A 23,384-nucleotide genomic window follows, 5' to 3' on the forward strand; every position below is an offset into this window, starting at 1 on the left:
CGGCCCGGTGCCGGCGCGCGCAGCCGCATCCGCGGGGGACGTGGCGGTGAGCCACGTGCTGCACGCGCAGGGCCTGCGCAAGCGCTTCGGCGCCACCGTGGCGCTCGACGGCGCGGGCCTGTGCCTGCGCGCCGGCGAGATCCACGCGCTGATGGGCCAGAACGGCGCCGGCAAGTCGACGCTGATCAAGCTGCTCACCGGGGTCGAGCGCCCCGACGCCGGCACCGTGGAACTGGACGGGCGCCCGATCGCCCCGTCCAGCCCGCTCGAGGCGCAGCGCGAGGGCATCAGCACCGTCTACCAGGAGGTCAACCTCTGCCCGAACCTGTCGGTGGCGGAGAACCTGCATGCGGGCCGCTATCCGCGCCGCTTCGGCCTGATCGACTGGCGCCGGGTGCGCGCCGGCGCGCGCGAGCTGCTGGGCCGGCTGCACCTGGACCTCGACGTGGACCGGCCGCTGGCCTCGTACCCGGTCGCGATCCAGCAGATGGTGGCGATCGCGCGCGCGCTGGGGGTGTCGGCGAAGGTGCTGATCCTTGACGAGCCCACTTCGAGCCTGGACGAGGGCGAGGTGCAGGAGCTGTTCGCGGTCATGCGCCGGCTGCGCGAGCAGGGGATGGCGATCCTGTTCGTCACCCACTTCCTCGACCAGGTGTACGCGGTCTCCGACCGGATCACGGTGCTGCGCAACGGCACGCTCGTCGGCGAGTACACGCCCGGGGAGCTGCCGCAGGCGGCGCTGGTCAAGGCGATGGTCGGGCGCGACGTGGCGCTGGCCGAAGGGCGCGCCGACCATGCCGGCATCGCGGCGGACGCGCCGGTGGTGCTGGAGGCGCGCGGCCTGTCGCGCCGCGGCGCCCTGCATACGGTGGACCTGCAGGTGCGCGCGGGCGAGGTGGTGGCGCTGGGCGGCCTGCTCGGCTCGGGCCGCACCGAACTGGCGCGGCTGCTGTTCGGCCTGGATCGCGCAGACGAAGGCACGCTGCTGCTCGAGGGCGCGCGCGTGGACCTGCGCCATCCCGCCGACGCGGTGGAGCGCGGCCTGGCCCTGTGCCCGGAGGAGCGCAAGACCGAGGGCATCGTTGCCGAACTGTCGGTGCGCGAGAACATCGTGCTGGCCCTGCAGGCCCGGCGTGGCTGGTGGCGCGCGCTGCCGCGGTCCCGGCAGGACGAACTCGCCCGCCACTACGTCGAGTTGCTGGGCGTGCGCACGGCCGGGATCGAGACGCCGGTGGGCGCGCTGTCCGGCGGCAACCAGCAGAAGGTGGTGCTGGCGCGCTGGCTGGCCACCCGGCCGAAGCTGCTGATCCTGGACGAGCCGACCCGTGGCATCGACATCGCCGCCAAGCAGGAAATCATGGGCGAAGTGGTGCGCCTGGCGCGCGAGGGCATGGCGGTGCTGTTCATTTCCGCCGAGCTCGAGGAGCTCACCCGGCTGGGCGACCGCATCGTGGTGCTGCGCGAGCGGCGCAAGGCGGGCGAGCTGCCCGGCGGCAGCGAGGGCGCCCGGGTGCTCGACCTGATCGCGGGACACGCCTGATGGCAACGACCGATCCAGACGCGCAGGCGCCGCTGCCGCTGCATCGCAGGATGCTCGCGCATCCGCTGTTCTGGCCGCTGCTGGCGCTGGCCCTGCTGCTGCTCGGCAACGGCCTGCTCAACCCGGGCTTCCTGGCGCTGGAATGGCGCGACGGACGCCTGTACGGCAACCTGGTCGACATCGCCAACCGCGCCGCGCCGCTGGTGCTGGTGTCGATGGGCATGACCCTGGTGATCGCGGCGCGCGGCCTCGACATTTCCGTGGGCGCGGTCCTGGCGATCGCCGCCACCGTCGCCGCCTGGACCATCGGCCGCATGACCGCCGGCGGCGGGACGGGCCTGGCGCCGCTGTTCGCCGCGATCGGCGCGGCGCTGGCCACCGCGGCGCTGTGCGGGCTGTGGAACGGGGTGCTGGTGGTCAAGGTCGGGATGCAGCCGATCATCGCCACCCTGATCCTGATGGTGGCCGGACGCGGTGTCGCCCAGCTCATCAGCGGCGGCAACATCCTCACCATCTACTACCCGCCGTACTCCTTCCTCGGCACAGGCTTCCTGTTCGGGCTGCCTTTCCCGCTGTACGTCGCCGGCGCGCTGTTCGTGGTCCTGGCGCTGCTGCTCGACCGCACCGCCCTGGGCATGTTCATCCGCGCCATCGGGCACAACCCCGCCGCCGCGCGCGTGGCCGGGGTGCGCGCCCGCGCGATCACGCTGTGGCTGTACGTGTTCAGCGGCTTCTGCGCCGGGCTGGCGGGCCTGCTGGTCAGTTCCAACGTGGCCAGCGCCGACGCCAACAATGCCGGCCAGCTGCTCGAACTCGACGCGATCCTCGCGGTCGCGCTGGGCGGCACCGCGCTGGCGGGCGGCCGCTTCAGCCTCGCCGGCAGCGTGGTCGGCGCGCTGATCATCCAGGCCCTGACCACCACCATCTACGCCATCGGGGTGCCGCCGCAGGTGAACTACGTGGTCAAGGCGCTGCTGGTGGTGGCGGTGCTGCTGCTGCAGTCGCCGGAGTTCCGCGCCAGGGTGCGGGCGCTGGCGCGGCGCCCGGCGAGGGGGGGCGCATGAGCGCGGTGCCGCTGCGCGCGCTGTTGCGGGGCGGCGGCGTGGCGCGCCTGTGGCGCGATCCGCGCTATGCGTCGCTGGCGGTCACGGTGTCGCTGTTCGTCGCGATGTCGGTGGCCGGCGGCGTGCTGTACGACGGTTTCCTGCGCCCGCAGGTGTTCCTCAACCTGTTGATCGACAACAGCTTCCTGCTGATCGTCGCGGTCGGCATGACCTTCGTGATCCTGACCGGCGGCATCGACCTGTCGGTGGGCGCGGTGATCGCCTTCAGCACCGTGCTGCTGGCCAGCCTCGTCCAGCACCACGGCTGGCATCCGCTGCCGGCGATCGGCGCGGTGCTGGTGCTGGGCACCGGGTTCGGCGCGCTGATGGGGGTGCTGATCGAACGCTACCGACTGCAGCCGTTCGTGGTGACGCTGGCCGGCATGTTCCTGGCGCGCGGCGCGGCCACGCTGGTGAGCGTGGACTCGATCGGCATCGACCACGCGTTCCACGTGGCGGTGGCGAGCCTGCGCATCCCGCTGGGCGGGCGCACCTCGATCTCGGCCGGCGCGCTCATCGCGCTGCTCGTGGTGGCCGTGGGCGCGCTGCTGGCGGCGAAGACGCGCTTCGGTCGCACCGTGTACGCGATCGGCGGCAACGTGCAGTCGGCGCACCTGATGGGCCTGCCGGTCAAGCGCACCCTGGTGCAGGTGTACGCGCTCAGCGGCTTCTGCTCGGCGCTGGCCGGGGTGGTGTACACGTTCTACATGCTCAGCGGCTACAGCCTGCACGCGACGGGGCTGGAACTGGACGCGATCGCCGCCGTGGTGATCGGCGGCACGCTGCTCGCCGGCGGAAGCGGCTACGTACTGGGCACGGTGTTCGGCGTGCTGGTGCTGGGCCTGATCCAGACCCTGATCGCGTTCGATGGCACCCTGAGCTCATGGTGGACCCGGATCGCGATCGGCGTGCTGCTGCTGGCGTTCTGCCTGCTGCAGCGGCTGCTGGCGCGCACCGGTCCCGCGGGCGGTGGCGGTCATGGGTGAGCGGGTGCCACGCCGCCGCCTGGAGGCGCGCGCCCTGCGCGTCCTCGCCGCGCTGGCCCTGCTGGGTGCCTGCCTGCCGCTGATCGCCGCAGACGCGGTGGCGCCTGGTGACGTCGCCAGCCCTGACGGCCGCCTGCGCGTGGAAATGTCGCTCGACGCCGAAGGCAGGCCCACCTGGCGGCTGCTGCGCCAGGGCCGCGAGGTGGTCGCGCCCTCGCCGCTGGGCATGGTGGGGGAGGGCGTGGACCTGTCGCGGGCCCTGGCCTTCGCCGGGGCCGATGCGGTGGAGCCGGTGGCCGACGACTACGAGCTGCTGTCGGGCAAGCGTCGCCACAACGCATATCGCGCCAATCGCCGCGTGTTCCGCTGGCGCGATGCGCAGGGAAACGAACTCGTCGTGGCCTGGCAGGTCTCGAACGACGGCGCCGCCTTCCGCTACGAGCTCGAGCGCGAAGTACCGGGCCTGCGCACCTGGACGCGCGATGCGGCGACGTTCCGCCTGCCGTCCACCGCCCACGCCTGGCTGCAGCCGCTGGCCGAGCCCAAGACCGGCTGGGGGCGCACCAACCCGTCCTACGAGGAGGACTACTTGCAGGACGTGCCGGTGGGCACGCCGAGCCCGATGGGCCATGGCTGGGTGTTCCCGGCGCTGTTCCGCAGCGGGGAGGACTGGATCCTGCTCAGCGAGGGCAGCCTGCGTCGCGGCGACGCCGGCAGCCGCCTGGACGACGGCGCGCGTCCCGGCGAATACGTGCTCGCCTTTCCCGACGAACGCGAGGCGCTGCCGGGCAAGCCGGCGCTGCCGTGGATCGAATCGTTCCCGTGGCGTTCGCCCTGGCGCATCGTGGCGGTGGGCGACCTCGCCACCGTGGCCGATTCCACCCTCGGCACCGACCTGGCCGACCCGCCGGCGGTGGCCGCGCCCTCGGTGCCGGGCAAGGCGTCGTGGAGCTGGCCGCTGCTGGGCGACGACCACACCGTGTTCGAGGTGCAGCGGCAGTTCGTCGACTACGCCGCGCGCATGGGTTGGCGCTACACCCTGGTCGACGGGCTGTGGGACACCCAGATCGGCGAGGACAAGCTCGCCGAACTGGTGGAGTACGCGCGCGGCAAGGGCGTGTCGATCCTGGTCTGGTACAACTCGGCCGGCGACTGGAACGAAGCGCCGCAGACGCCCCGAAGCCGGCTGCTCGACCACGCCAGCCGGATGCGCGAGTTCGACCGGCTCAAGGCCATGGGCGTGGCGGGGCTGAAGGTGGACTTTTTCGGCGGCGACGGCTCCTCGATGATCGCCTACTACCTGGACCTGCTGGCGGACGCGGCGCCCTACGGCTTCCAGATGAACTTCCACGGCTCGACCCTGCCGCGCGGCTGGCAGCGCACCTGGCCGCACCTGCAGACGATGGAGGCGGTGCGCGGCCTGGAGTTCGCCACCTTCGAGCAGGCCAATGCCGACCGGATGGCCGTGCACGCGGCCACGCTGCCGTTCACGCGCAACGTGTTCGACCCGATGGACTTCACCCCGGTGGCGATGGCGAAGCTCAACGACCGGGTGCAACGGCGCACCAGTCCGGCGTTCGAGCTGGCCCAGTCGGTGCTGTTCGTCTCCGGCATCCAGCACTACGCCGAGACGCCCGAGGGCATGGCCCAGGTGCCGGACTACGTGCGCGGTGTCCTCGCAGGCCTGCCGGAGGTGTGGGACGACAGCCGCTTCCTCGACGGGTACCCGGGGAAGTACGCCGTGTTCATGCGCGAGGGCGGCGGCCGCCGGTACGTGGCCGGGATCAATGCCGGACCCGGGCCGCGGACGATCACGCTGGATGCGCAAGCGCTGGGCGGCGGCACCCTGCGCGGCGCGCTGGTCACCGACGGCGGCGATGCCCCTGGCTTCGCCCTGCGGCAGCTGGAGCTGGCGCCGGACGCGCCGCTGGACCTGGAACTGCCCGAGGCCGGCGGATTCGTGCTGCAGCTGGACTGACGCAGCGGCGCGGGCCGCGCCGCGCGGGGAGGTGATCGATGGTGTGGGCGCGACTGTTGCTGATGCTGTTCCTGCTGGCCGTCGGCGCACCGGCCCGCGCGGCGACGGCCACGTGGACCGCCGACAACGGCAACGGCACCTACACCAACCCCCTCTTCTACGACGAGTTTTCCGACCCGGACCTGATCCGCGTCGGCGACTGGTTCTACCTGACCGGCACCACCATGCACGCGGTGCCGGGCCTGCCGGTGCTGCGCTCGCGCGACCTGGTGAACTGGGAATTCGTGTCGTACGCGCTGGCGGAATTCCCTCCGGGCCCCGAATACCGCCTGGAGGAAGGCAGGGACCTGTACGGCCAGGGCATCTGGGCACCGGTACTGCGCCATCACCATGGCCGCTTCCACATTTTCGCCAACATCAACGAGCGCGGGCTGCACGTGTTCACCGCCGAGGATCCGGCGGGGCCGTGGGCGCACACGGTGATCGACCGCAACCTGCACGACCTGTCGGTGCTGTTCGACGACGACGGCCGGGTGTGGGCGGTGTTCAACTACAACGAGGTGCGGCTGGTGGAGCTCAAGCCGGACCTGTCCGGCGTGGTCGAGGGCAGCGAGCGGGTGATCATCCCGGCCGGCCACGGCATGGGCGAGGGCCACCACTTCTACAAGATCGATGGGCGCTACTACATCATCAGCGCCAACTACGCCCCGGTCGGGCGCATGCAGGCCGCGCGCGCCGACCGCCTGGACGGCCCCTGGGAGACGGTCGCCATCAGCGCCAGCGAAACCATGGGCTTCCAGCGCGGCTGGTGGGAGGACAGCGTGGGCCAGCGCTCGCCGATCCCGGCCGACGGCGCCCGGTTCTCGCACCGCAAGCCGGGCGACAACGAACTCGGCGCGGTGCCGCTGCACCAGGGCGGGATCGTGCAGGCGCCCGACGGCAGCTGGTGGGGCTTCTCGATGATGGACCTCAAGTCCATCGGCCGCACCACCTTCCTGTCGCCGGTGACCTGGCACGAAGGCTGGCCGTACTTCGGGCTGCCGGGCAACCTCGGCCGCTCGCCGCGGACCTGGACCAAGCCGCAGGCGGGTGCGGAGGTCCGGCCCCGTGCGCCGTACGCGCGCAGCGACGGGTTTTCCGCCGCGCAGCTGCAGCCGGTGTGGCAGTGGAACCACCAGCCGCAGGCGGGCAAGTGGTCGTTGCGCGAGCGCCCGGGATACCTGCGCCTGCATACCCTGCCCGCGGCAGGCTTCCTGCATGCGCGCAACACGCTGACCCAGCGGGTGGTGGGACCGGAGGCGACCGCCACCGTCGTGATGGATGCTTCGGGGCTGCAGCCGAGGGATATCGCCGGCCTCGGCCTGCTCAACATGCCGGCCGCATGGCTGGCGGTGGCGCGGGAAGACGGCCGGCACGTCCTGCGCTGGTATGCGCAGGACCGGGACCGGCGCGTCGACGTGCCGCTGGAGCAGGCGCGGGTGCACCTGCGCGTGCGTGGCGACCACGACCAGGACCTGGCCTGGTTCTCCTGGAGCGAGGACGGGCGCGTGTTCCACGACATCGGCGAGCCGGTGCGCCTGCCGTACCAGCTCAAGACCTTCCAGGGCGTGCGCTACGCGCTGTTCGCCTTCAACCGGGAGGGTCGCGAAGGCGGATACGCGGACTTCGACCGTTTCGAGCTGGTCGAACCGCTCGCCGACCGCTCGCGCAATATTCCGCTGGGCGAGGTGGTGGTGCTGGAGAACCTGGGCGACGGCAGCATGGCGACGGTGCATCCGCTGGGCGTGGTGCAGCCGCTGCCGCCCGGCGCGGAGAAGGCGAAGTCGCCGGCCGCCCGCTTCCGCGTGCACGACCGCGGTGGCGGCCAGGTGGCGCTGGAAGCGATGGACGGCAGCGGTTTCCTGACCGTGGTCGGCATCGGCCTGTCCGCGGACGTGCGCCTGCTGCCCGAGCATCCGGTCGACAGCCGCTTCATGTGGCAGGACCTGCTGCGCGGCGAGTTCATGCTGCTGTCGATGAAGACCCATCGCTACCTGGGCATCCTCCCGCACAGCGGCGAGCCCTATGCCGCGGACCGGCCCGGGACGCGTCCGGACCGGCGCGACGGGACGGTATTGCGGTGGCGCGTGCACTTGGGCGAGTGAGGCCGGGACCGGGTTCTGCGCGATGACGTCGATACGGTTGGACCGCGCCGGAACCGGGCGGCCTTGCGGCGATGTCCCCCGGCCGCCGACTGCGTCGACGTCCTCCTCCTTGATTTCGCGCAAGGCCTCCCGACCCCGGCGCGCCCGGGCTTGCGGCAAGCACACGCCCGTCGCCCGGACAGGTCGCTTGGCCCGGATATGGCCAATGGCCGCATCCGGGACGCGGGCACAAGGCACAAGGCACAAGGCACAAGGCACAAGGCACAAGGCACAAGGCACAAGGCAGAGGAGAGGCGATCCCGGCTGCGCCAGGTTTGCGCGGACTACGCGCTACTCGTCGAGGGCGCGCGTGCGGCTGGGATGTGCGTGCGGCGCATCCATCCGAAGCGAGCCGTGTCGCGGGCGGGGAGGCCTTGCGATGAAATCAAGGAGGAGGCGGCCGCCGCAGGCGGTCGCCGGGGGACATTCATTGCAAGGCCTCCCCGGTCGCAGCACGGCCCTTCCGGTCACGCCGGAACCGGGACGCTGACCTCACCCGGGGAAACGCCAATGAAGCACCCGCGTCACGCCTCGAGCGTCGCCAGGTCGCCCTTCTGCTCCAGCTGCGCCCCGCGAGGCACATGACATCCCGGGTGGAACGAGGTCGTTGCAACGGCCGAGGTCGATGAGGCGCGCGCGTCACACCTCGAGCGTGGCCAGGTCGCCCTTCTGTTCGAGCCACGCCTTCCGGTCGCTCGCCCGCTTCTTCGCCAGCAGCATGTCCATCAGCCCGCGCGTCTCCACGTCGTCGTCGATGGTCAGCTGCACCAGGCGGCGCGTGTCGGGATGGATGGTGGATTCGCGCAGCTGGGAGGGGTTCATCTCGCCCAGGCCCTTGAAGCGGGTCACGCTGACCTGGCCCTTGATCTTCTCGCGCTCGATCTTCTCCAGCAGCAGCCGCTTCTCCTCCTCGTCGAGGGCGTAGAACACCTGCTTGCCCACGTCGATCCGGAACAGCGGCGGCATCGCCACGAAGATGTGGCCGGCGCGCACCAGCGCGGGGAAGTGCCTGAGGAACAGCGCCGAGAGCAGGGTGGCGATGTGCAGGCCGTCGGAATCCGCGTCGGCGAGGATCACGATCTTGCCGTAGCGCAGGCCGCTGATGTCGTCCTTGCCCGGGTCGCAGCCGATCGCGACCGCGAGGTCGTGCACTTCCTGCGACGCGAGCACGCCGCCCGAGGCGACCTCCCAGGTGTTGAGGATCTTGCCGCGCAGCGGGAGGATCGCCTGGAAGTCCTTGTCGCGGGCCTGCTTGGCGCTGCCGCCGGCCGAATCGCCCTCGACCAGGAACAGCTCGGTGCGGGAGAGGTCCTGGCTGATGCAGTCGGCGAGCTTGCCGGGCAGGGCGGGTCCCTGGGTGACTTTCTTGCGGACGATCTGCTTCTCGGTCTTCAGGCGCGCGCTGGCGCGCTCGATCGCGAGCTGGGCGATCTTCTCGCCGAAGTCCACGTGCTGGTTGAGCCACAGCGAGAACGCATCGTGCGCCGCGTTCTCCACGAACCCGGCGGCCTGGCGCGAACTCAGCCGTTCCTTGGTCTGGCCGCTGAACTGCGGGTCGGTCATCTTCAGCGACAGCACGAACGACACCCGGTCCCACACGTCCTCCGGCGCCAGCTTCACCCCGCGCGGCAGCAGGTTGCGGAAGTCGCAGAACTCGCGCAGTGCGTCGGTGAACCCCGTGCGCAGGCCGTTGACGTGGGTGCCGTGCTGGGCGGTGGGGATCAGGTTGACGTAGCTCTCCTGGACCAGGTCGCCCTCGGGCACCCAGGCCACGGCCCAGTCCACCACCTCGGTGTCCTTCTTCTGCTGGCCGACGAACAGCTCGGGCGGCAGCAGCTCGCGCCCGGCCAGTTCGCCCCTGAGGTAGTCGCGCAGGCCGTCCTCGTAATGCCAGGTGTCGCGTTCGCCGCTGGCCTCGTCGAACAGGGTCACGGTCAGGCCGGGGCAGAGCACGGCCTTGGCCCGCAGCAGGTGGCGCAGGGCGCGCACGCTGAACTTCGGGCTGTCGAAGTACTTCGGGTCCGGCCAGAAGCGCACGCGGGTGCCGGTGTTCCTCTTCCCGACCGTGCCCACCACCTCCAGCGGCGTGGCGCGCTCGCCGTCGCGGAAGGTGATGCGGTGTTCGGCGCCGTCCCGGCGGATGTGCACCTCCACCAGCGACGACAGCGCGTTGACCACGCTCACGCCCACGCCGTGCAGGCCGCCGGAGAAGGTGTAGTTGCGGTTGCTGAACTTGCCGCCCGCGTGCAGGCGGGTGAGGATCAGCTCCACGCCGGGGATCTTCTCCTCGGGGTGGATGTCCACCGGCATGCCGCGGCCGTCGTCCGCCACCTCGCAGCTGCCGTCCCTGTAGAGCGTGACCGAAATCTCCCGCGCATGGCCCGCCAGCGCCTCGTCGACCGAGTTGTCGATCACCTCCTGGGCCAGGTGGTTGGGCCGGGAGGTGTCGGTGTACATGCCGGGCCGGCGCTTGACCGGGTCCAGGCCGGACAGGACTTCGATGTCGGCGGCGTTGTAGCGGGAACTCATCATCGGGGGGCGGTCGACTGCAAGGCGCGCAGGATGCGGGCCGGGAACGGGGCGGTCAAGGATCGCGCCCGTCCGTCGCAGGAGCCGGGACGGGAGCGGCGTCATTGCGGCGGATCAATGCGGGCCGGGGCGCGGTCCGGCCATCCTGCGGGCTCCACAGGGGGCTCGATCCACGATGGCAGACCAGTACGAGGACCTGCAGCAGAGCTACGGCCGCTGCCTGCGCACCGGCCGCTTCATCGAACGCTTCTACGAGGTGTTCATGGACAGCGACCCGCGGATACGGCCGCTGTTCGCCGGCACCGACATGGGCCGCCAGCGCATGGCACTGCGGCGCGGGATCAGCGTGGCGATCTTCCATGCCGCCGGCAGCCCGCTGTCGCAGCGGGCCACCGCGGAAATGGCCCGGGTCCACTCCCGGAAGGGCCGGGCCCCGGTCGATCCGGCGCTGTATCCGGCCTGGATCGAGAGCCTGGTGCAGGTGGTCGCCGAATCCGACCCGGAGGCCGACGAAGCCCTGCTGGCGCGCTGGCGGCAGGCCATGGAGGTGGTCTGCCGCACGTTCGCGGCGCATTACCAGGCCGGTTGAGGCGCCGCGCGCGGCGCGACGGCGCGGCCTGTGGCCCCGGCGCGCGGCCGCAGGCGCGGCGGACCGCCGCGGCATCGCCGTTGCCGCGCCGTTGCCGCGCCGTCCGCGCACGACGGGCTGGGTGCCGGGCGCCGGGACCTGTAGAATGGGGCTTTCCAGCGGGTGCCCACTCCCCATGACTTCCCCCGGCTACGTCACTCCCCTCGTCTTCGTCACCGGCGGCGTGGTGTCCTCGCTCGGCAAGGGCATCGCGGCGGCGTCGCTGGCCGCGATCCTCGAAGCCCGCGGCCTGCGGGTGACGCTGATGAAGCTGGATCCCTACATCAACGTCGACCCGGGCACGATGAGCCCGTTCCAGCACGGCGAGGTCTACGTCACCGACGACGGCGCCGAGACCGACCTGGACCTGGGCCACTACGAGCGCTTCATCAACGTCCGCCTGTCGGGCAAGAACTCGATCACCACCGGCAAGATCTACGAGTCGGTGATCCGCAAGGAGCGCCGCGGCGACTACCTCGGCGCCACCGTGCAGGTGATCCCGCACATCACCGACGAGATCAAGCGCTGCATCGACGCCGCCACCCAGGGCTTCGACGTGGCCCTGGTGGAGATCGGCGGCACCGTGGGCGACATCGAGTCGCTGCCGTTCCTGGAGGCGATCCGCCAGATCCGCGCCGAGCGCGGCCCGGACAAGGCGATGTTCATGCACCTGACCCTGGTGCCGTTCATCGCCGCCGCGGGCGAGCTCAAGACCAAGCCCACCCAGCACTCGGTCAAGGAGCTGCGCTCGATCGGCATCCAGCCCGACATCCTGGTCTGCCGCAGCGAGCAGCCGCTACCCGACGGCGAGCGGCGCAAGATCGCGCTGTTCACCAACGTGACCGAGAAGGCGGTGATCTCGGCCGTCGACCTCGACAACATCCACAAGCTGCCGATGTGGCTGCACGCCCAGGGCCTCGACGGCCTGGTGGTCGAGCGCCTGCGGCTGGAGGACAGGGCGGCGCCGGCCGACCTGTCCGAATGGCTGGCGGTGGTCGATGCCAGCGAGCACCCGATCGACGAAGTCGAGATCGCCGTGGTCGGCAAGTACGTCGACCACAAGGACGCGTACAAGTCGGTGGGCGAGGCGCTGCGCCACGGCGGCATCCGCCAGCGCACCCGGGTCAACCTGCGCTGGATCGAGTCCCAGGACATCGAGCGCGACGGCGCCGAGCGGACCCTGCGCGGCGTGCACGGCATCCTCGTGCCCGGCGGCTTCGGCGACCGCGGCTTCGAGGGCAAGGTGCTGGCGTCGAAGTTCGCGCGCGAGAACGGCATCCCGTACTTCGGCATCTGCTACGGCATGCAGGCGGCGGTGGTGGACTTCGCCCGCCACGTGGCCGGGCTGGAGGGCGCCAACAGCACCGAGAACGACCGCCAGACCCCGCACCCGGTGATCGGCCTGATCACCGAGTGGCGCACCAGCACCGGCGAGATCGAGCGTCGCGACGAGAAGTCCGACCTCGGCGGCACGATGCGCCTGGGCCTGCAGGAGCAGCGCATCAAGCCGGGCACGAAGGCGCGCGAGCTCTACGGCAGGGACGTGGTCGGCGAACGCCACCGCCACCGCTACGAGTTCAACAACCGCTACCGGACCCAGCTCGAGGACGCCGGCCTTGTGATCTCGGCCAAGTCGATGGACGACCTGCTGGTCGAGATGATCGAACTGCCGGGCCACCCGTGGTTCATCGCCTGCCAGGCGCACCCCGAGTTCCTCTCGACGCCGCGCACCGGGCATCCGCTGTTCATCGGCTTCGTGCGTGCCGCGCGCGAGCAGAAGGCTGGCGGCAAGCTGCTCAAGGAAGCCAAGGCCTGAGCCCTGGCGCGATCCCGCCCGTGGCGGGGTGACGGGCGCGCCCGCGCGCCCCTTCCGGTCCGCGGCCCGCCGCGGACCGCCACAACCAAGGTGTCCTCATGGAACTGTGCGGATTCAAGGTCGGCCTCGACCAGCCCCTCTTCCTCATCGCCGGCCCCTGCGTGGTCGAGTCCGAACAGCTGCAGCTCGACGTGGCCGGGCGGCTGAAGGAGATCACCGGCCGGCTGGGGATGAACTTCATCTTCAAGTCCAGCTTCGACAAGGCCAACCGCACCTCGGGCAGCAGCTTCCGCGGCCCGGGGATGGAGGAGGGCCTGCGGGTGCTGGCCGAGGTCAAGCGCCAGATCGGCGTGCCCGTGCTCACCGACGTGCACGAGTACACCCCGATGGACGAGGTGGCCGCGGTGGTCGACGTGCTGCAGACGCCGGCGTTCCTCGTGCGCCAGACCGACTTCATCCGCAAGGCCTGCAGCGCCGGCAGGCCGGTCAACATCAAGAAGGGCCAGTTCCTCTCGCCCTGGGACATGAAGCCGGTGGTGGAGAAGGCGAAGTCGACCGGCAACCAGCAGATCATGGTCTGCGAGCGCGGCGCCAGCTTCGGCTACAACAACCTCGTGAGCGACATGCGCTCGCTGGCGGTGATGCGCGAGACCGGCTGCCCGGTGGTGTTCGACGCCACCCATTCGGTGCAGCTGCCGGGCGGGCAGGGGACGAGCTCGGGCGGCCAGCGCGAGTTCGTGCCGGTGCTGGCGCGCGCGGCGGTCGCGGTGGGCGTGTCGGGCCTGTTCGCCGAAACCCACCCGGATCCGTCGAAGGCGCTGTCCGACGGCCCCAACGCCTGGCCGCTGGACCGGGTGGAGGGCCTGCTCGAGACCCTGCTCGAGCTCGACGCGGTCACCAAGCGCCACGGCTTCGCCGAGCAGGCGCTGCAGGGGTGACCCGGGGCGGCCGTGCCGGCCGCCCGCCGCCCGCCGGCGTTTCGACATCCGCGCGGCGGCGGAGCGCCGCGGCCCGGCGGCCCACGCCACCGCCGCCGTCCGGCGACGCTTTCCCCGGAAACGGATCCGGCGGCCGGACGACCCCGGCCGGCAGGATGCGCCGCGCTCCGCTAAACTCGCGGCCGACTCCATCCTCCTGATGTTTGCGCCTACATGACCAGCATCGCCAAGATCCACGCCCGCGAAATCCTCGACTCCCGCGGCAATCCGACCCTGGAGGCCGAGGTGACCCTGGCCGACGGCTCCTTCGGCCGCGCCGCCGTCCCCTCCGGCGCCTCGACCGGCGCCCGGGAGGCGGTGGAACTGCGCGACGGCGACAAGACGCGCTACCTGGGCAAGGGCGTGCGCAAGGCGGTGGCCAACGTCAACGGCCCGATCGCCGAGGCGCTCGCCGGCTTCGACGCCGCCGACCAGGCCGGCCTGGACCGGCGCCTGATCGACCTCGACGGCACCGAGAACAAGGGCCGCCTGGGCGCCAACGCGCTGCTGGCGGTGTCGCTGGCCAACGCGCACGCCGTGGCCGCCTCGCGCAGGCTGCCGCTGTGGAAGCACCTCGGCGGCGACCGCGCGCCGGTGCTGCCGGTGCCGATGATGAACATCATCAACGGCGGCGCCCATGCCGACAACAACGTCGACTTCCAGGAGTTCATGGTCCTGCCGGTGGGCGCGTCCTCGTTTTCCGAGGCGCTGCGCTGCGGCACCGAGATCTTCCACGCGCTCAAGTCGGTGCTCAAGGGCCACGGCCTGTCCACCGCGGTGGGCGACGAGGGCGGCTTCGCGCCCGACTTCCGCAGCAACGTCGAGGCCCTCGACACCATCCTCGAGGCGATCGGGAAGGCCGGCTACAAGGCCGGCGACGACGTGCTGCTGGGCCTGGACGTGGCCTCGAGCGAGTTCCACGACAGCGGCAAGTACAACCTGGTCGGCGAGAACAAGCGCCTGACCAGCGAGCAGTTCGTCGACTTCCTCGCCGACTGGGTGGCGCAGTACCCGATCGTCACCATCGAGGACGGCATGGCCGAGGACGACTGGGGCGGCTGGAAGCAGCTCACCACGCGCCTGGGCGACAAGGTCCAGCTGGTCGGCGACGACCTGTTCGTGACCAACCCGAAGATCTTCAAGGAAGGCATCGACAGCGGCACCGCCAACGCGATCCTGATCAAGGTCAACCAGATCGGCACCCTGACCGAGACCCTGGAGGCCATCGCGATGGCCGACGCGGCGAGGTACGCGGCCATCGTCTCGCACCGCTCGGGCGAGACCGAGGACACCACGATCTCGGACATCGCCGTCGCCACGACCGCCACCCAGATCAAGACCGGATCGCTGTGCCGCAGCGACCGCGTGGCCAAGTACAACCAGCTGTTGCGGATCGAGGAGCAACTCGGCGCCGGCGCCGCCTACGCCGGTCGCGACGCCTTCGTCTCTCTGCGGCGCTGATCCGCCTGCCATGCGCTGGTTGCGCGTCCTGCTGCTGGCGCTCCTGATCCTGCTGGGCTGGCTGCAGTACCGGCTGTGGTTCGGCGAGGGCGGGACACGCGCGGTCCAGGCGCTCGAGGAGCGCGTCGTCCAGCAGCGGCGGCAGAACGAGGGCCTGCAGCAGCGCAACGCGGCGCTGGCCGCGGAGGTGGCCGACCTCAAGTCGGGCGAGGCCGCGATCGAGGAACGCGCGCGCAACGAGCTGGGCATGATCCGCCCGGGCGAGACGTTCTACCGGGTGGTGGACGACCAGCGCAGCCGCACCGGCGAGGAACCGGAAGAGGAGGCCCGGCCGTGAGCGCGGACCTGGTCGCGGGCGTCTGGGGCATCGTGGTCGCCGCCGGCCGCGGCACCCGGTTCGGCGGCGAGCTGCCCAAGCAGTACGTGCAGGTGGCCGGCCGGCCGCTGCTGCTGCACACCCTCGACGCGCTGCTCTCGCATCCGGGCGTGCGCGGCGTCGCCGTGGTGCTGGCCGAGGGCGATCCGCACTGGCCCGGGCTGGACACGCTCCACGGCAAGCCGCTGCTGGCCTGCACCGGCGGCGACACCCGCGCCGACTCCGTGCTCGCCGGCCTGCAGGCGCTGCCCGTGGAGGTGCGCGCGGACGAGTTCGTGCTCGTGCACGACGCAGCGCGCCCGAACCTGCGCCATGCCGACCTCACCGGACTGCTCGAGCGCGGGCGCGCCGATCCGGTGGGGGCGATCCTGGCCGCGCCGGTGCGCGACACGCTCAAGCGCGCCGGCGACGACGGCGGCATCGACGCCACCGAGCCGCGCGAGCGGCTGTGGCGCGCGCTCACGCCGCAGCTGTTCCGGCGCCTGCAGCTCACCCGCGCGCTCGAGGCGGCGCGCGACGCGGGCGTGGCGGTCACCGACGAGGCGATGGCGATGGAGCGCCAGGGCATGCGGCCGTTGCTGGTCGAGGGCGACGAGGACAACTTCAAGATCACCACCGCCAGCGACCTGGCGCGGTTCGAATTCATCCTGGCGCGGCGCCGGGCGAGGGGAGAGGGGCAATGAGGCACGTCGTGGCGGGACTGCTGGCCGTGGCCGGCGCGGTGGCACCCTGGGGCGCGACCCGGGCGCAGGAGGCCGGCGACCTGCAGTCGTGCGTGATCTCGGCCGCCGGCGCGGACGACCAGCGCACCCTGGTGCAGTGGATGTTCTCGGCGATCGCGCTGCATCCGGACCTGTCGGACATGGCCCAGGTCAGCGACGAGCGGCGCGCCGAGGCCAACCGCGCGATGGGCGAGCTGATGGTCCGGCTGCTCACCGTGGACTGCGCCGACCAGGCCCGGCGGGCGTTCCGGGATGGCTCGGCGGAAGGCGCCTTCGGCGAGGCCTTCGGCCGCGTCGGCGAGCTCGCCGGCGAGGGCCTGTTCAACGATCCAAGGGTCGCCGCCGAGGCCGCCGGCCTGATCCGGCACGTGGACATGAACCGGATCGTGGAGCTGTTCCTGCCGTGAGCGTCCGCATCGGCCAGGGTTACGACGTCCACGCCTTCGGCGAAGGCGACCACGTCATGCTCGGCGGCGTGCGCGTGCCCCACGAGCGCGGCGTCACCGCGCACAGCGACGGCGACGTGGTCCTGCACGCGCTTTGCGATGCGATGCTCGGCGCGCTCGCGCTGGGCGACATCGGCATCCATTTCCCGCCCGCCGACCCGCGCTGGAAGGGGGCCGACAGCCGCGTGTTCCTGCGCCACTGCAACGCGCTGCTGCGCGAGCGCGGCTGGCGGGTGGGCAACGCGGACGTGACCGTGGTCTGCGAACGGCCGAAGGTCGGCCCGCACGCGCAAGCCATGCGCGAGCTGATCGCCGGCGACCTCGGCATCGCCGTCGACGCGATCAGCGTCAAGGCCACCACCAGCGAACGGATGGGCTTCACCGGCCGCGGCGAGGGCATCGCCGCGCTGGCGGTGTGCCTGCTCGTGGCGGCGTGAGCGACGACGCCGGCCGGCTTCCGCGTGCCCACGGCGCGCCGGTGCTGCGGGCGCGCCTGCGCGAGGCGCCCGAGGACTTCAGGGTCGCCGAGATCGATGCGTTCGAGCCCAGCGGCAGCGGCGAACACCTGCTGCTGGCGGTCGAGAAGCGCGCGCTCAATACCGTGTTCGTCGCCCGCAGGATCGCGCGCTGGGCGGGCGTGCCCGAATCGGCCGTCGGCTATGCGGGGACCAAGGACCGCCACGCCCTGGCGCGCCAGCGCTTCACCGTGCAGCTGCCCGGTCGCGAGCCGCCGCCGCTGGAGCAGCTTTCGTTCGAGGACCCTGCCACCGGCGAGGCACTGCGCGTGCTGGAGGCGGTGCGCCACGCGCGCAAGCTGCCGCGCGGTGCGCTGGCCGGGAACCGCTTCGCGCTGACGCTGCGCGGCGTGGAGGGCGATTCGGCCGGGATCGAGGCGCGGCTGCACTCGATCGCGGCCCGCGGCGTGCCCAACGCGTTCGGCGTGCAGCGCTTCGGCCACGGCCGAAGCAACGTGGCGAAGGCGCTGGCGATGTTCTCGGGCCGGCGCGTGCGGCGCGAGGAGCGCTCGATGCTGCTCTCGGCCGCGCGGTCGGAACTGTTCAACAGGGTGCTGGCGGCACGGGTGGAGGCGGGGCACTGGGACCGCGGACTGGACGGCGAGGTGTGGATGCTCGACGGCAGCCGCAGCGTGTTCGGCCCGGTCGCCGCCGACCCGGATCTTGAGGCGCGCCTGGCGGCGTTCGACATCCATCCCACCGCGCCGCTCTGGGGACGGGGCGAACTGCGCAGCGCGGGTGAGGCGCGCGCGTTCGAACTGGCCGCGCTCGACGATCCGGCGTCGCGGCGCCTGCGCGAGGGACTGGAAGCCGCCGGCCTGCGCCAGGAGCGGCGCGCCACGCGGTTGAAGGTGGCGGAGCTGGCGTGGTCGTGGCCGGGGGAAGGCGTCCTGCGCCTGGAGTTCGCGCTGCCGCCCGGCACCTACGCGACCAGCGTGCTCGCAGAGCTGGGCGACGTGGTGGACGTGGCGCGCGACGGCGCCGCGCACCAGGACTAGCCCGTCCGGCGCGGCCGCAACAGGACCAGCACCGCCCCGGTCCCGCCTTGCGCGGGGGGTGCGGAGTGGAACGCGAGCACGTCGCCGCGCTGGCGCAGCAGCCGGTCGCACAGGTTCTTGAGCACGGGCACCCCTTCCGAGTTCAGGCCCTTGCCGTGGATCACGCGCACGCAGCGCATGCCCGCCTGGCCTGCGTCGTGCAGGAAGCGGCGCAGCAGGTCGGCGGCCGCGGCCGCGCTGGCATGGTGCAGGTCGATCTCGTCCTGCACCGCGTATTCGCCCTGGGCCAGGCGCTTGAGCACGCGCGAGGGGACGTCGTCGCGGCGGTGGCGCAGGGTGTCGCCGGCCTCGACCGGCGCTTCGTCGAGCAGACGCAGGAACTCGTCGCGGGCGTCGGCGTCGTCGAGCTCGGCCATGCGCGTGCCCGGGCGTGGCCTGGGACGCGCCGGGCGCGGATCGGCCGGCGGCAGCTCGCGCACGGGGCCGATCGCGGCCCGGAACAGCGCGGCATCGTCGTCGTCCCAGTCGGGCGTGCCGTTGGGCGGTGGAGGCTTTTTCGCCATCGGGCCGCAGTATGCCGCGTTCCACGCGGGCGGCGCGACCGCGTCGTCGCATCCGGTATCATGGGGCCACGGCATCGGCAGCGAGGGTGGTCCCGGAAGGTTCATGCGCGTACTGGTCAGCAACGATGACGGCGTCGATGCCCCCGGCATCCGCATCCTCGCGCAGGGCCTGCGCGATGCCGGCCATGAGGTCCTGATCGTCGCCCCGGACCGCGACCGCTCCGGCGCCAGCAACTCGCTGACCCTGGACATGCCGCTGCGGGTGGAACAGATCGAGTCGAAGGTCTGGCGCGTGTTCGGCACGCCCACCGACTGCGTCCACGTCGCCATCACCGGCATGTTCGACGTGGAGCCGGACATCGTCGTCTCCGGCATCAACAACACCGCCAACCTCGGCGACGACGTCATCTATTCGGGCACCGTCGCCGCGGCGATGGAGGGGCGTTTCCTCGGCCTGCCGGCGATCGCGATGTCGCTGGCGACGGTCAACCACGACGGCCGCTACTACGAGACGGCCGCGCGCGCCGCGGTGGAGATCGTGGAGCGGCTCAAGGCCGATCCGCTGCCGGCCGACACGATCCTCAACGTCAACGTGCCCGACCGCGCCTGGAGCGACATCGCCGGGTTCGAGGTCACGCGCCTGGGCAACCGCCACCGCGCCGAGCCCTGCACCCGCCAGGACGACCCGCGCGGCCGCACCTGGTGGTGGATCGGCGCGGCCGGCCCGGAGATGGACGCAGGTCCCGGCACCGACTTCCACGCCGTGCGCTTCGGCCACATCTCGATCACCCCGATCCACGTCGACCTCACCCGCTACCAGGCGCTCGAGCAGGTGTCGAGCTGGGTCGGCGGGCTGGCCGCGGAGCTGAGGGAGGCCGCGCCGTGATGACGCCGCGCCTGCGCCTGCAGCCCGAGGCGATCGGCGTCGGGATGACCTCCCAACGCGTGCGCGACCGCCTGATCGAGCGCCTGCGCGCCAACGGCATCCGCGACGAACGCGTGCTCAACGCGATCCGCACCGTGCCGCGCCACCTGTTCGTGGACGAGGCCCTGGCCACGCGCGCCTACGAGGACACCGCGCTGCCGATCGGCCACGGCCAGACCATCTCGCAGCCGTGGGTGGTGGCGCGCATGACCGAGGCGCTGTTCACCGACGGCCACGCCCCGCGCAAGGTGCTCGAGGTGGGGACCGGGTCGGGCTACCAGGCCACGGTGCTGGCCGCGCTGGGGCTGGAGGTCCACACCGTCGAGCGCATCGGCGACCTGCTGCGCGTGGCGCGCAAGCGCTTCCGTTCGCTCGGGCTCAACGTGCGCAGCCGCCACGACGACGGCCGCATCGGCTGGCCGGAGAACGGCCCGTACGACGGCATCCTGGTCACCGCGGGCGCGCCGGCGCTGGTCGACGCCCTCACCGCGCAGCTGGCGCCGGGCGGCATCCTGGTCGCCCCGGTCGGCGCGTCGGGCGCGCAGCAGCTGCTGATGCTGCGCAGGGAACAGGACGGTTCGATTTCGCAGCGCGACCTCGGCCCGGTGGTGTTCGTACCGCTGCTCTCGGGCACCATCGACTGATGGCGGCGCGTGCGGCGTCCCCGGTCGGGGAAGGACAGAGCCTCGGCACGCAGATCGAGGGGATGATCGAACGCATGCCCCCCGACTACGTGAGCGTCGGCGAGCTGCTCGACCTGTTCGGCGACGAAGGCCTGCTGCTGGTGACCATCCTGCTGACCCTGGTGTTCCTGATCCCGGTCTCGATCCCGGGCGTGAGCACGGTGTTCGGCGCGGCGATCCTGCTGGTCGGCGTGAGCCGCCTGCTGCGGCGCCAGCTGTGGCTGCCCGGCAAGGTGCGCAACCGGCGGCTGCCCTCGGGGCGCCTGCGCCCGGCGCTCGCCGGTGGACTGCGCTGGGTACACCGGTTCGAGAAGCTGAGCCGGCCGCACCGGCTCTCCGTCCTGGTCGACGGCCGGGCCCAGGACACCGTCAACAGCCTCGCTTTCATCCTCGCCGCGCTGCTGCTGATGGCGCCGTTCGGCTTCGTGCCCTTCAGCAACACGATCCCGGCGCTGGCCTTGCTGGCCTATGCGATCGGCTTCATCCAGCGCGACGGCGGGGCGGTGCTGCTCGGTCACCTGGCCAACATCGGCACCGTGGTCTACTTCAGCGTACTGATCGGCGGTGGCGGCTTTGTGGCGCAGGAACTGTTCAAGCGCGTTGCGGGATGATGCCCGCGCCCCCGGAGCCGGACCGGAAGGACGACACCCACAGATGAGCAAGCGACCGCGCCCGTACACGATCGCCCTGCTGGCAGGCCTGGCCATGCTCGCGCTGGCGCTGGCCGCCTGCAGCAGCAAGGTGGTGCGGACCACGCCCGCCGGCGGTGGTCCGCCGAAGGTCTCGACACCGAAGCCGGGCGCGAGCGTGGTGGTCAAGCGTGGCGACACGCTCTACCGGATCGCGGTGAACAACGGCATCAGTCCGATGGACCTTGCGCTGTGGAACGGGATCGCGCCGCCGTACACGATCTATCCGGGCCAGCGGCTGCTGCTTTACCCCCGCCAGGGCGGGGCGCGTGGCGGCGGCACCGCCACCGCGAGCCGGCCCGCGGCGTCCGGGACCCAGCGGCCGCCGGTGCGTCCGACGCAGGCGCCGCCGCAGCCCACGCAGCCGCCGCCGGCCACCAGCAGCGTGGCCTGGCGCTGGCCCACCGACGGCCAGGTGGCCGCGCGTTTCGCGGCGGGAGATCCCACCCGCCAGGGCATCGACATCGTCGGCCGCAGCGGCCAGCCGGTGCGCGCCGCCGCGGACGGGGTGGTGGTGTATTCGGGTTCGGGCCTGGTGGGCTACGGCGAACTTGTGATCGTCAAGCACGACGAGCAGTGGCTCTCGGCCTACGGCCACAACCGCACCCGGCTGGTGAGCGAGGGTGCGCGGGTCAAGGCCGGGCAGCAGATCGCGGAAATGGGCAGCACGGGCGCGGCACGCGACATGCTCCATTTCGAGATTCGCTACAACGGCAAGCCGGTCGACCCGCTGCAGTACCTGCCGCGCCGCTGAGCGGGGAGCGCAGGCCTCAGCCGGCGAGGATGAAGCCGGCGACGACCCGCCGGCCTTCACTGGCGAGCACGTTGTAGGTGCGGGCGGCGGCGGCGTTGGTCATCGATTCCAGGCCGACGCCGCGCGCGAGGCTGGCGGCCATGGTCGCGGCCGGCGGAAAGGCCTGGGTGGCGCCGCAGCCGAGCAGGATCAGTTCCGGGCCCAGCGCGAACAGCGCCTCCAGCTCGGCCACCGCCAGGGTGCGCACGTCGCGCACGGGCCAGTCCTCGACCAGGCGGTCCGGGGCGATGATGAAGCTGCGCTCCAGCCGGCGTTCGTTCACCAGCGCGCTGACGCCGTCCGCGCCGCGCATGAAGAAATCGAAGTCGGGCCGTTCCTGGATCAGCTGCATGGTCGGTGCCCCGGCCCTCAGGCGCGCGGCAGGACGATCTGGCGCTTGTCCTTCGACGGCCGGTACAGGACCGCGACGTGGCCGATGCGCTGCACCAGGGCCGCGCCGGTGCGTCCGGCGATCTCCTCGACCAGGCGGTCGCGGGCGTCGCGGTCCTCGGCGGCGACCTTGACCTTGACCAGTTCGTGGTGCTCCAGGGCGCCGTCGAGCTCGGCCAGCAGCGCGTCGGTCACGCCCTTGCCGCCCACCTGCAGCATCGCCCGGAGGTCGTGCGCCTGGCCTCTCAGGAATCGGGTCTGGGCGGGCGTGAGGGCGATCGGCATCGGCGGGCGGCGGCACGGGGGACGGGCCGGGCAGGGTATCATGGCGACCGCAGTCCCTTCCCGGGGCCGCGCCTGGCGACCCGCCCAGCCCGGACCCCCGTCCCGGCCGCACCCTCGCCGGCGACGAGACGGAGCAGGCCGTGGCCCGCAGCAAGAGCAGCCATCGCTGGCTGAAGGAACATTTCTCCGACCCCTACGTGAAGAAGGCCCAGGCCGAGGGCATGCGCTCGCGCGCGGCCTACAAGCTCGAGGAGCTGGTGGCGCGCGACCGGCTGCTCAAGCCCGGGATGGTGGTCGTGGACCTGGGGGCGGCGCCCGGAGGCTGGTCGCAGTGGGTGCGGCAGGAGCTCCACCGGCTCGACCCGGCGCGGCCGGGCCGGGTGCTGGCGCTGGACATTTTGGACATGCCGCCGCTGGCCGGGGTCGAGTTCCTTCATGGCGATTTCAGGGAGGATGCGGTCTTATCCAGCCTTGAGACGATGCTGGGGGGCCAGTCCGTGGACCTTGTGTTGTCCGACATGGCCCCCAACAAGAGCGGTGTGGAAGCGGTCGACCAGCCGCGCGCCATGCACCTGGCAGAGCTTGCGATGGACTTCGCCGACCGCCATCTGCGGCCCGGCGGGGCGTTCCTGATCAAGCTGTTCCAGGGCGTGGGGTTCGACGGGTACGTGCGCGACCTGCGCCGGCGCTACGCCAGGGTCGCGATCCGCAAGCCCGCGGCCTCGCGCCGGCGCTCGCCGGAAGTCTATGCCCTCGCCCAGGGCAAGCTGGCGGCAATCAAGTAGCATGGCCCCATTG

The 23,384-nt window shown here is 71.9% G+C and carries 23 protein-coding genes; 19 read left to right on the top strand and 4 right to left on the bottom strand.

Annotated features, from left to right (window positions below):
* Window positions 1-46 precede the first annotated feature (46 nt).
* From LUTJ29_RS0109380 to LUTJ29_RS0109400, 5 genes are read left to right on the top strand one after another with little or no spacing between them, the layout of a single operon-like run.
* Window positions 47-1,540: a sugar ABC transporter ATP-binding protein gene (locus LUTJ29_RS0109380; RefSeq protein WP_198012669.1), complete on the top strand. Its 1,494-nt coding sequence runs from the start codon at window positions 47-49 to the stop codon at window positions 1,538-1,540.
* Window positions 1,540-2,604, top strand: coding sequence for an ABC transporter permease (locus tag LUTJ29_RS0109385; RefSeq protein WP_051322888.1), 1,065 nt, complete (start codon window positions 1,540-1,542; stop codon window positions 2,602-2,604). Before LUTJ29_RS0109380 ends, LUTJ29_RS0109385 begins: the two co-directional genes overlap by 1 nt.
* On the top strand, window positions 2,601-3,629 hold the full coding sequence (gene yjfF / locus LUTJ29_RS0109390) for a galactofuranose ABC transporter, permease protein YjfF (protein ID WP_027072292.1): 1,029 nt from the start codon (window positions 2,601-2,603) through the stop codon (window positions 3,627-3,629). The genes LUTJ29_RS0109385 and yjfF overlap by 4 nt, the downstream gene beginning before the upstream one ends.
* Window positions 3,622-5,607 (top strand): glycoside hydrolase family 97 protein, encoded by a 1,986-nt coding sequence (locus LUTJ29_RS0109395; protein WP_043741007.1) that lies wholly within the window; start codon window positions 3,622-3,624, stop codon window positions 5,605-5,607. The genes yjfF and LUTJ29_RS0109395 overlap by 8 nt, the downstream gene beginning before the upstream one ends.
* Window positions 5,608-5,645: 38 nt before the next feature.
* Entirely contained in the window at window positions 5,646-7,751 is a 2,106-nt protein-coding gene (locus LUTJ29_RS0109400; protein ID WP_027072294.1) for a glycoside hydrolase 43 family protein, read from the top strand.
* Between the two features lie 678 nt (window positions 7,752-8,429).
* Here LUTJ29_RS0109400 and parE read toward each other — a convergent pair.
* A complete protein-coding gene (gene parE, locus LUTJ29_RS0109405) occupies window positions 8,430-10,319 on the bottom strand; it encodes a DNA topoisomerase IV subunit B (RefSeq protein ID WP_027072295.1) in 1,890 nt (629 codons plus the stop codon).
* Between the two features lie 175 nt (window positions 10,320-10,494).
* Between parE and LUTJ29_RS16970 the strand changes: the two genes are divergently transcribed.
* From LUTJ29_RS16970 to truD, 9 genes are all read left to right on the top strand, one after another.
* Window positions 10,495-10,908 carry a globin gene (locus LUTJ29_RS16970; RefSeq protein WP_043741009.1) on the top strand — a complete coding sequence of 138 codons (414 nt, stop codon included), beginning with the start codon at window positions 10,495-10,497 and terminating at the stop codon, window positions 10,906-10,908.
* A 175-nt stretch (window positions 10,909-11,083) separates the two neighbouring features.
* On the top strand, window positions 11,084-12,763 hold the full coding sequence (locus tag LUTJ29_RS0109415) for a CTP synthase (RefSeq protein WP_027072296.1): 1,680 nt from the start codon (window positions 11,084-11,086) through the stop codon (window positions 12,761-12,763).
* A gap of 98 nt (window positions 12,764-12,861) precedes the next feature.
* Window positions 12,862-13,701, top strand: coding sequence for a 3-deoxy-8-phosphooctulonate synthase (gene kdsA, locus LUTJ29_RS0109420; protein ID WP_027072297.1), 840 nt, complete (start codon window positions 12,862-12,864; stop codon window positions 13,699-13,701).
* Between the two features lie 213 nt (window positions 13,702-13,914).
* The gene (eno, locus tag LUTJ29_RS0109425) at window positions 13,915-15,201 is read left to right on the top strand and encodes a phosphopyruvate hydratase (protein WP_027072298.1); all 1,287 of its coding nucleotides are present in this window, start codon (window positions 13,915-13,917) and stop codon (window positions 15,199-15,201) included.
* A 10-nt stretch (window positions 15,202-15,211) separates the two neighbouring features.
* Window positions 15,212-15,538: a cell division protein FtsB gene (gene ftsB / locus LUTJ29_RS16975; RefSeq protein WP_051322889.1), complete on the top strand. Its 327-nt coding sequence runs from the start codon at window positions 15,212-15,214 to the stop codon at window positions 15,536-15,538.
* 8 nt (window positions 15,539-15,546) lie between these two features.
* Window positions 15,547-16,260 carry a 2-C-methyl-D-erythritol 4-phosphate cytidylyltransferase gene (gene ispD, locus LUTJ29_RS0109435; RefSeq protein WP_027072299.1) on the top strand — a complete coding sequence of 238 codons (714 nt, stop codon included), beginning with the start codon at window positions 15,547-15,549 and terminating at the stop codon, window positions 16,258-16,260.
* Window positions 16,257-16,706 carry a hypothetical protein gene (locus LUTJ29_RS0109440; RefSeq protein WP_027072300.1) on the top strand — a complete coding sequence of 150 codons (450 nt, stop codon included), beginning with the start codon at window positions 16,257-16,259 and terminating at the stop codon, window positions 16,704-16,706. The genes ispD and LUTJ29_RS0109440 overlap by 4 nt, the downstream gene beginning before the upstream one ends.
* On the top strand, window positions 16,703-17,182 hold the full coding sequence (gene ispF / locus LUTJ29_RS0109445) for a 2-C-methyl-D-erythritol 2,4-cyclodiphosphate synthase (protein ID WP_027072301.1): 480 nt from the start codon (window positions 16,703-16,705) through the stop codon (window positions 17,180-17,182). The genes LUTJ29_RS0109440 and ispF overlap by 4 nt, the downstream gene beginning before the upstream one ends.
* Window positions 17,179-18,258, top strand: coding sequence for a tRNA pseudouridine(13) synthase TruD (gene truD, locus LUTJ29_RS0109450; protein ID WP_027072302.1), 1,080 nt, complete (start codon window positions 17,179-17,181; stop codon window positions 18,256-18,258). Before ispF ends, truD begins: the two co-directional genes overlap by 4 nt.
* Here the strand turns inward: truD and LUTJ29_RS0109455 are convergent.
* Complete coding sequence (locus LUTJ29_RS0109455; RefSeq protein ID WP_027072303.1) at window positions 18,255-18,821, bottom strand: Smr/MutS family protein; 567 nt, start codon at window positions 18,819-18,821, stop codon at window positions 18,255-18,257. The two genes, truD and LUTJ29_RS0109455, sit on opposite strands and share 4 nt — an antisense overlap.
* Window positions 18,822-18,924: 103 nt before the next feature.
* Here LUTJ29_RS0109455 and surE point away from each other — a divergent pair, with 103 nt between their 5' ends.
* From surE to LUTJ29_RS0109475, 4 genes are read left to right on the top strand one after another with little or no spacing between them, the layout of a single operon-like run.
* A complete protein-coding gene (gene surE, locus LUTJ29_RS0109460) occupies window positions 18,925-19,707 on the top strand; it encodes a 5'/3'-nucleotidase SurE (protein ID WP_027072304.1) in 783 nt (260 codons plus the stop codon).
* The gene (locus LUTJ29_RS0109465; RefSeq protein ID WP_027072305.1) at window positions 19,707-20,390 is read left to right on the top strand and encodes a protein-L-isoaspartate(D-aspartate) O-methyltransferase; all 684 of its coding nucleotides are present in this window, start codon (window positions 19,707-19,709) and stop codon (window positions 20,388-20,390) included. The genes surE and LUTJ29_RS0109465 overlap by 1 nt, the downstream gene beginning before the upstream one ends.
* Complete coding sequence (locus tag LUTJ29_RS0109470) at window positions 20,390-21,040, top strand: exopolysaccharide biosynthesis protein (RefSeq protein ID WP_051322890.1); 651 nt, start codon at window positions 20,390-20,392, stop codon at window positions 21,038-21,040. The genes LUTJ29_RS0109465 and LUTJ29_RS0109470 overlap by 1 nt, the downstream gene beginning before the upstream one ends.
* Window positions 21,041-21,083: 43 nt before the next feature.
* Window positions 21,084-21,872 carry a peptidoglycan DD-metalloendopeptidase family protein gene (locus LUTJ29_RS0109475; RefSeq protein ID WP_027072307.1) on the top strand — a complete coding sequence of 263 codons (789 nt, stop codon included), beginning with the start codon at window positions 21,084-21,086 and terminating at the stop codon, window positions 21,870-21,872.
* A gap of 16 nt (window positions 21,873-21,888) precedes the next feature.
* On the opposite strand, the gene LUTJ29_RS0109480 is transcribed toward LUTJ29_RS0109475, so the two are convergent.
* Both LUTJ29_RS0109480 and yhbY read right to left on the bottom strand, forming a co-directional pair.
* Window positions 21,889-22,263: an Mth938-like domain-containing protein gene (locus LUTJ29_RS0109480; protein ID WP_027072515.1), complete on the bottom strand. Its 375-nt coding sequence runs from the start codon at window positions 22,261-22,263 to the stop codon at window positions 21,889-21,891.
* 17 nt (window positions 22,264-22,280) lie between these two features.
* Window positions 22,281-22,586: a ribosome assembly RNA-binding protein YhbY gene (gene yhbY, locus LUTJ29_RS16980; protein ID WP_043741010.1), complete on the bottom strand. Its 306-nt coding sequence runs from the start codon at window positions 22,584-22,586 to the stop codon at window positions 22,281-22,283.
* A 140-nt stretch (window positions 22,587-22,726) separates the two neighbouring features.
* Between yhbY and rlmE the strand changes: the two genes are divergently transcribed.
* Window positions 22,727-23,371: a 23S rRNA (uridine(2552)-2'-O)-methyltransferase RlmE gene (gene rlmE, locus LUTJ29_RS0109490; RefSeq protein ID WP_027072308.1), complete on the top strand. Its 645-nt coding sequence runs from the start codon at window positions 22,727-22,729 to the stop codon at window positions 23,369-23,371.
* The last annotated feature ends 13 nt before the right edge of the window (window positions 23,372-23,384 follow it).

It is taken from the genome of Luteimonas sp. J29 (assembly GCF_000472505.1).
Classification (GTDB): Bacteria; Pseudomonadota; Gammaproteobacteria; order Xanthomonadales; family Xanthomonadaceae; genus Luteimonas.

Bases quoted from the DNA above. Each gene is read 5' to 3' on its own strand.
- LUTJ29_RS0109465 (WP_027072305.1), top strand. From the start codon at position 19,707: ATGACGCCGCGCCTGCGCCTGCAGCCCGAGGCGATCGGCGTCGGGATG.
- LUTJ29_RS0109440 (WP_027072300.1), top strand. From the start codon at position 16,257: ATGAGGCACGTCGTGGCGGGACTGCTGGCCGTGGCCGGCGCGGTGGCA.
- yhbY (WP_043741010.1), bottom strand. From the start codon at position 22,586: ATGCCGATCGCCCTCACGCCCGCCCAGACCCGATTCCTGAGAGGCCAG.
- surE (WP_027072304.1), top strand. From the start codon at position 18,925: ATGCGCGTACTGGTCAGCAACGATGACGGCGTCGATGCCCCCGGCATC.
- LUTJ29_RS0109400 (WP_027072294.1), top strand. From the start codon at position 5,646: ATGGTGTGGGCGCGACTGTTGCTGATGCTGTTCCTGCTGGCCGTCGGC.
- LUTJ29_RS0109470 (WP_051322890.1), top strand. From the start codon at position 20,390: ATGGCGGCGCGTGCGGCGTCCCCGGTCGGGGAAGGACAGAGCCTCGGC.
- kdsA (WP_027072297.1), top strand. From the start codon at position 12,862: ATGGAACTGTGCGGATTCAAGGTCGGCCTCGACCAGCCCCTCTTCCTC.
- eno (WP_027072298.1), top strand. From the start codon at position 13,915: ATGACCAGCATCGCCAAGATCCACGCCCGCGAAATCCTCGACTCCCGC.
- LUTJ29_RS0109385 (WP_051322888.1), top strand. From the start codon at position 1,540: ATGGCAACGACCGATCCAGACGCGCAGGCGCCGCTGCCGCTGCATCGC.
- parE (WP_027072295.1), bottom strand. From the start codon at position 10,319: ATGAGTTCCCGCTACAACGCCGCCGACATCGAAGTCCTGTCCGGCCTG.
- LUTJ29_RS0109455 (WP_027072303.1), bottom strand. From the start codon at position 18,821: ATGGCGAAAAAGCCTCCACCGCCCAACGGCACGCCCGACTGGGACGAC.
- LUTJ29_RS0109475 (WP_027072307.1), top strand. From the start codon at position 21,084: ATGAGCAAGCGACCGCGCCCGTACACGATCGCCCTGCTGGCAGGCCTG.
- LUTJ29_RS16970 (WP_043741009.1), top strand. From the start codon at position 10,495: ATGGCAGACCAGTACGAGGACCTGCAGCAGAGCTACGGCCGCTGCCTG.
- LUTJ29_RS0109415 (WP_027072296.1), top strand. From the start codon at position 11,084: ATGACTTCCCCCGGCTACGTCACTCCCCTCGTCTTCGTCACCGGCGGC.
- LUTJ29_RS0109395 (WP_043741007.1), top strand. From the start codon at position 3,622: ATGGGTGAGCGGGTGCCACGCCGCCGCCTGGAGGCGCGCGCCCTGCGC.
- ftsB (WP_051322889.1), top strand. From the start codon at position 15,212: ATGCGCTGGTTGCGCGTCCTGCTGCTGGCGCTCCTGATCCTGCTGGGC.
- LUTJ29_RS0109480 (WP_027072515.1), bottom strand. From the start codon at position 22,263: ATGCAGCTGATCCAGGAACGGCCCGACTTCGATTTCTTCATGCGCGGC.
- yjfF (WP_027072292.1), top strand. From the start codon at position 2,601: ATGAGCGCGGTGCCGCTGCGCGCGCTGTTGCGGGGCGGCGGCGTGGCG.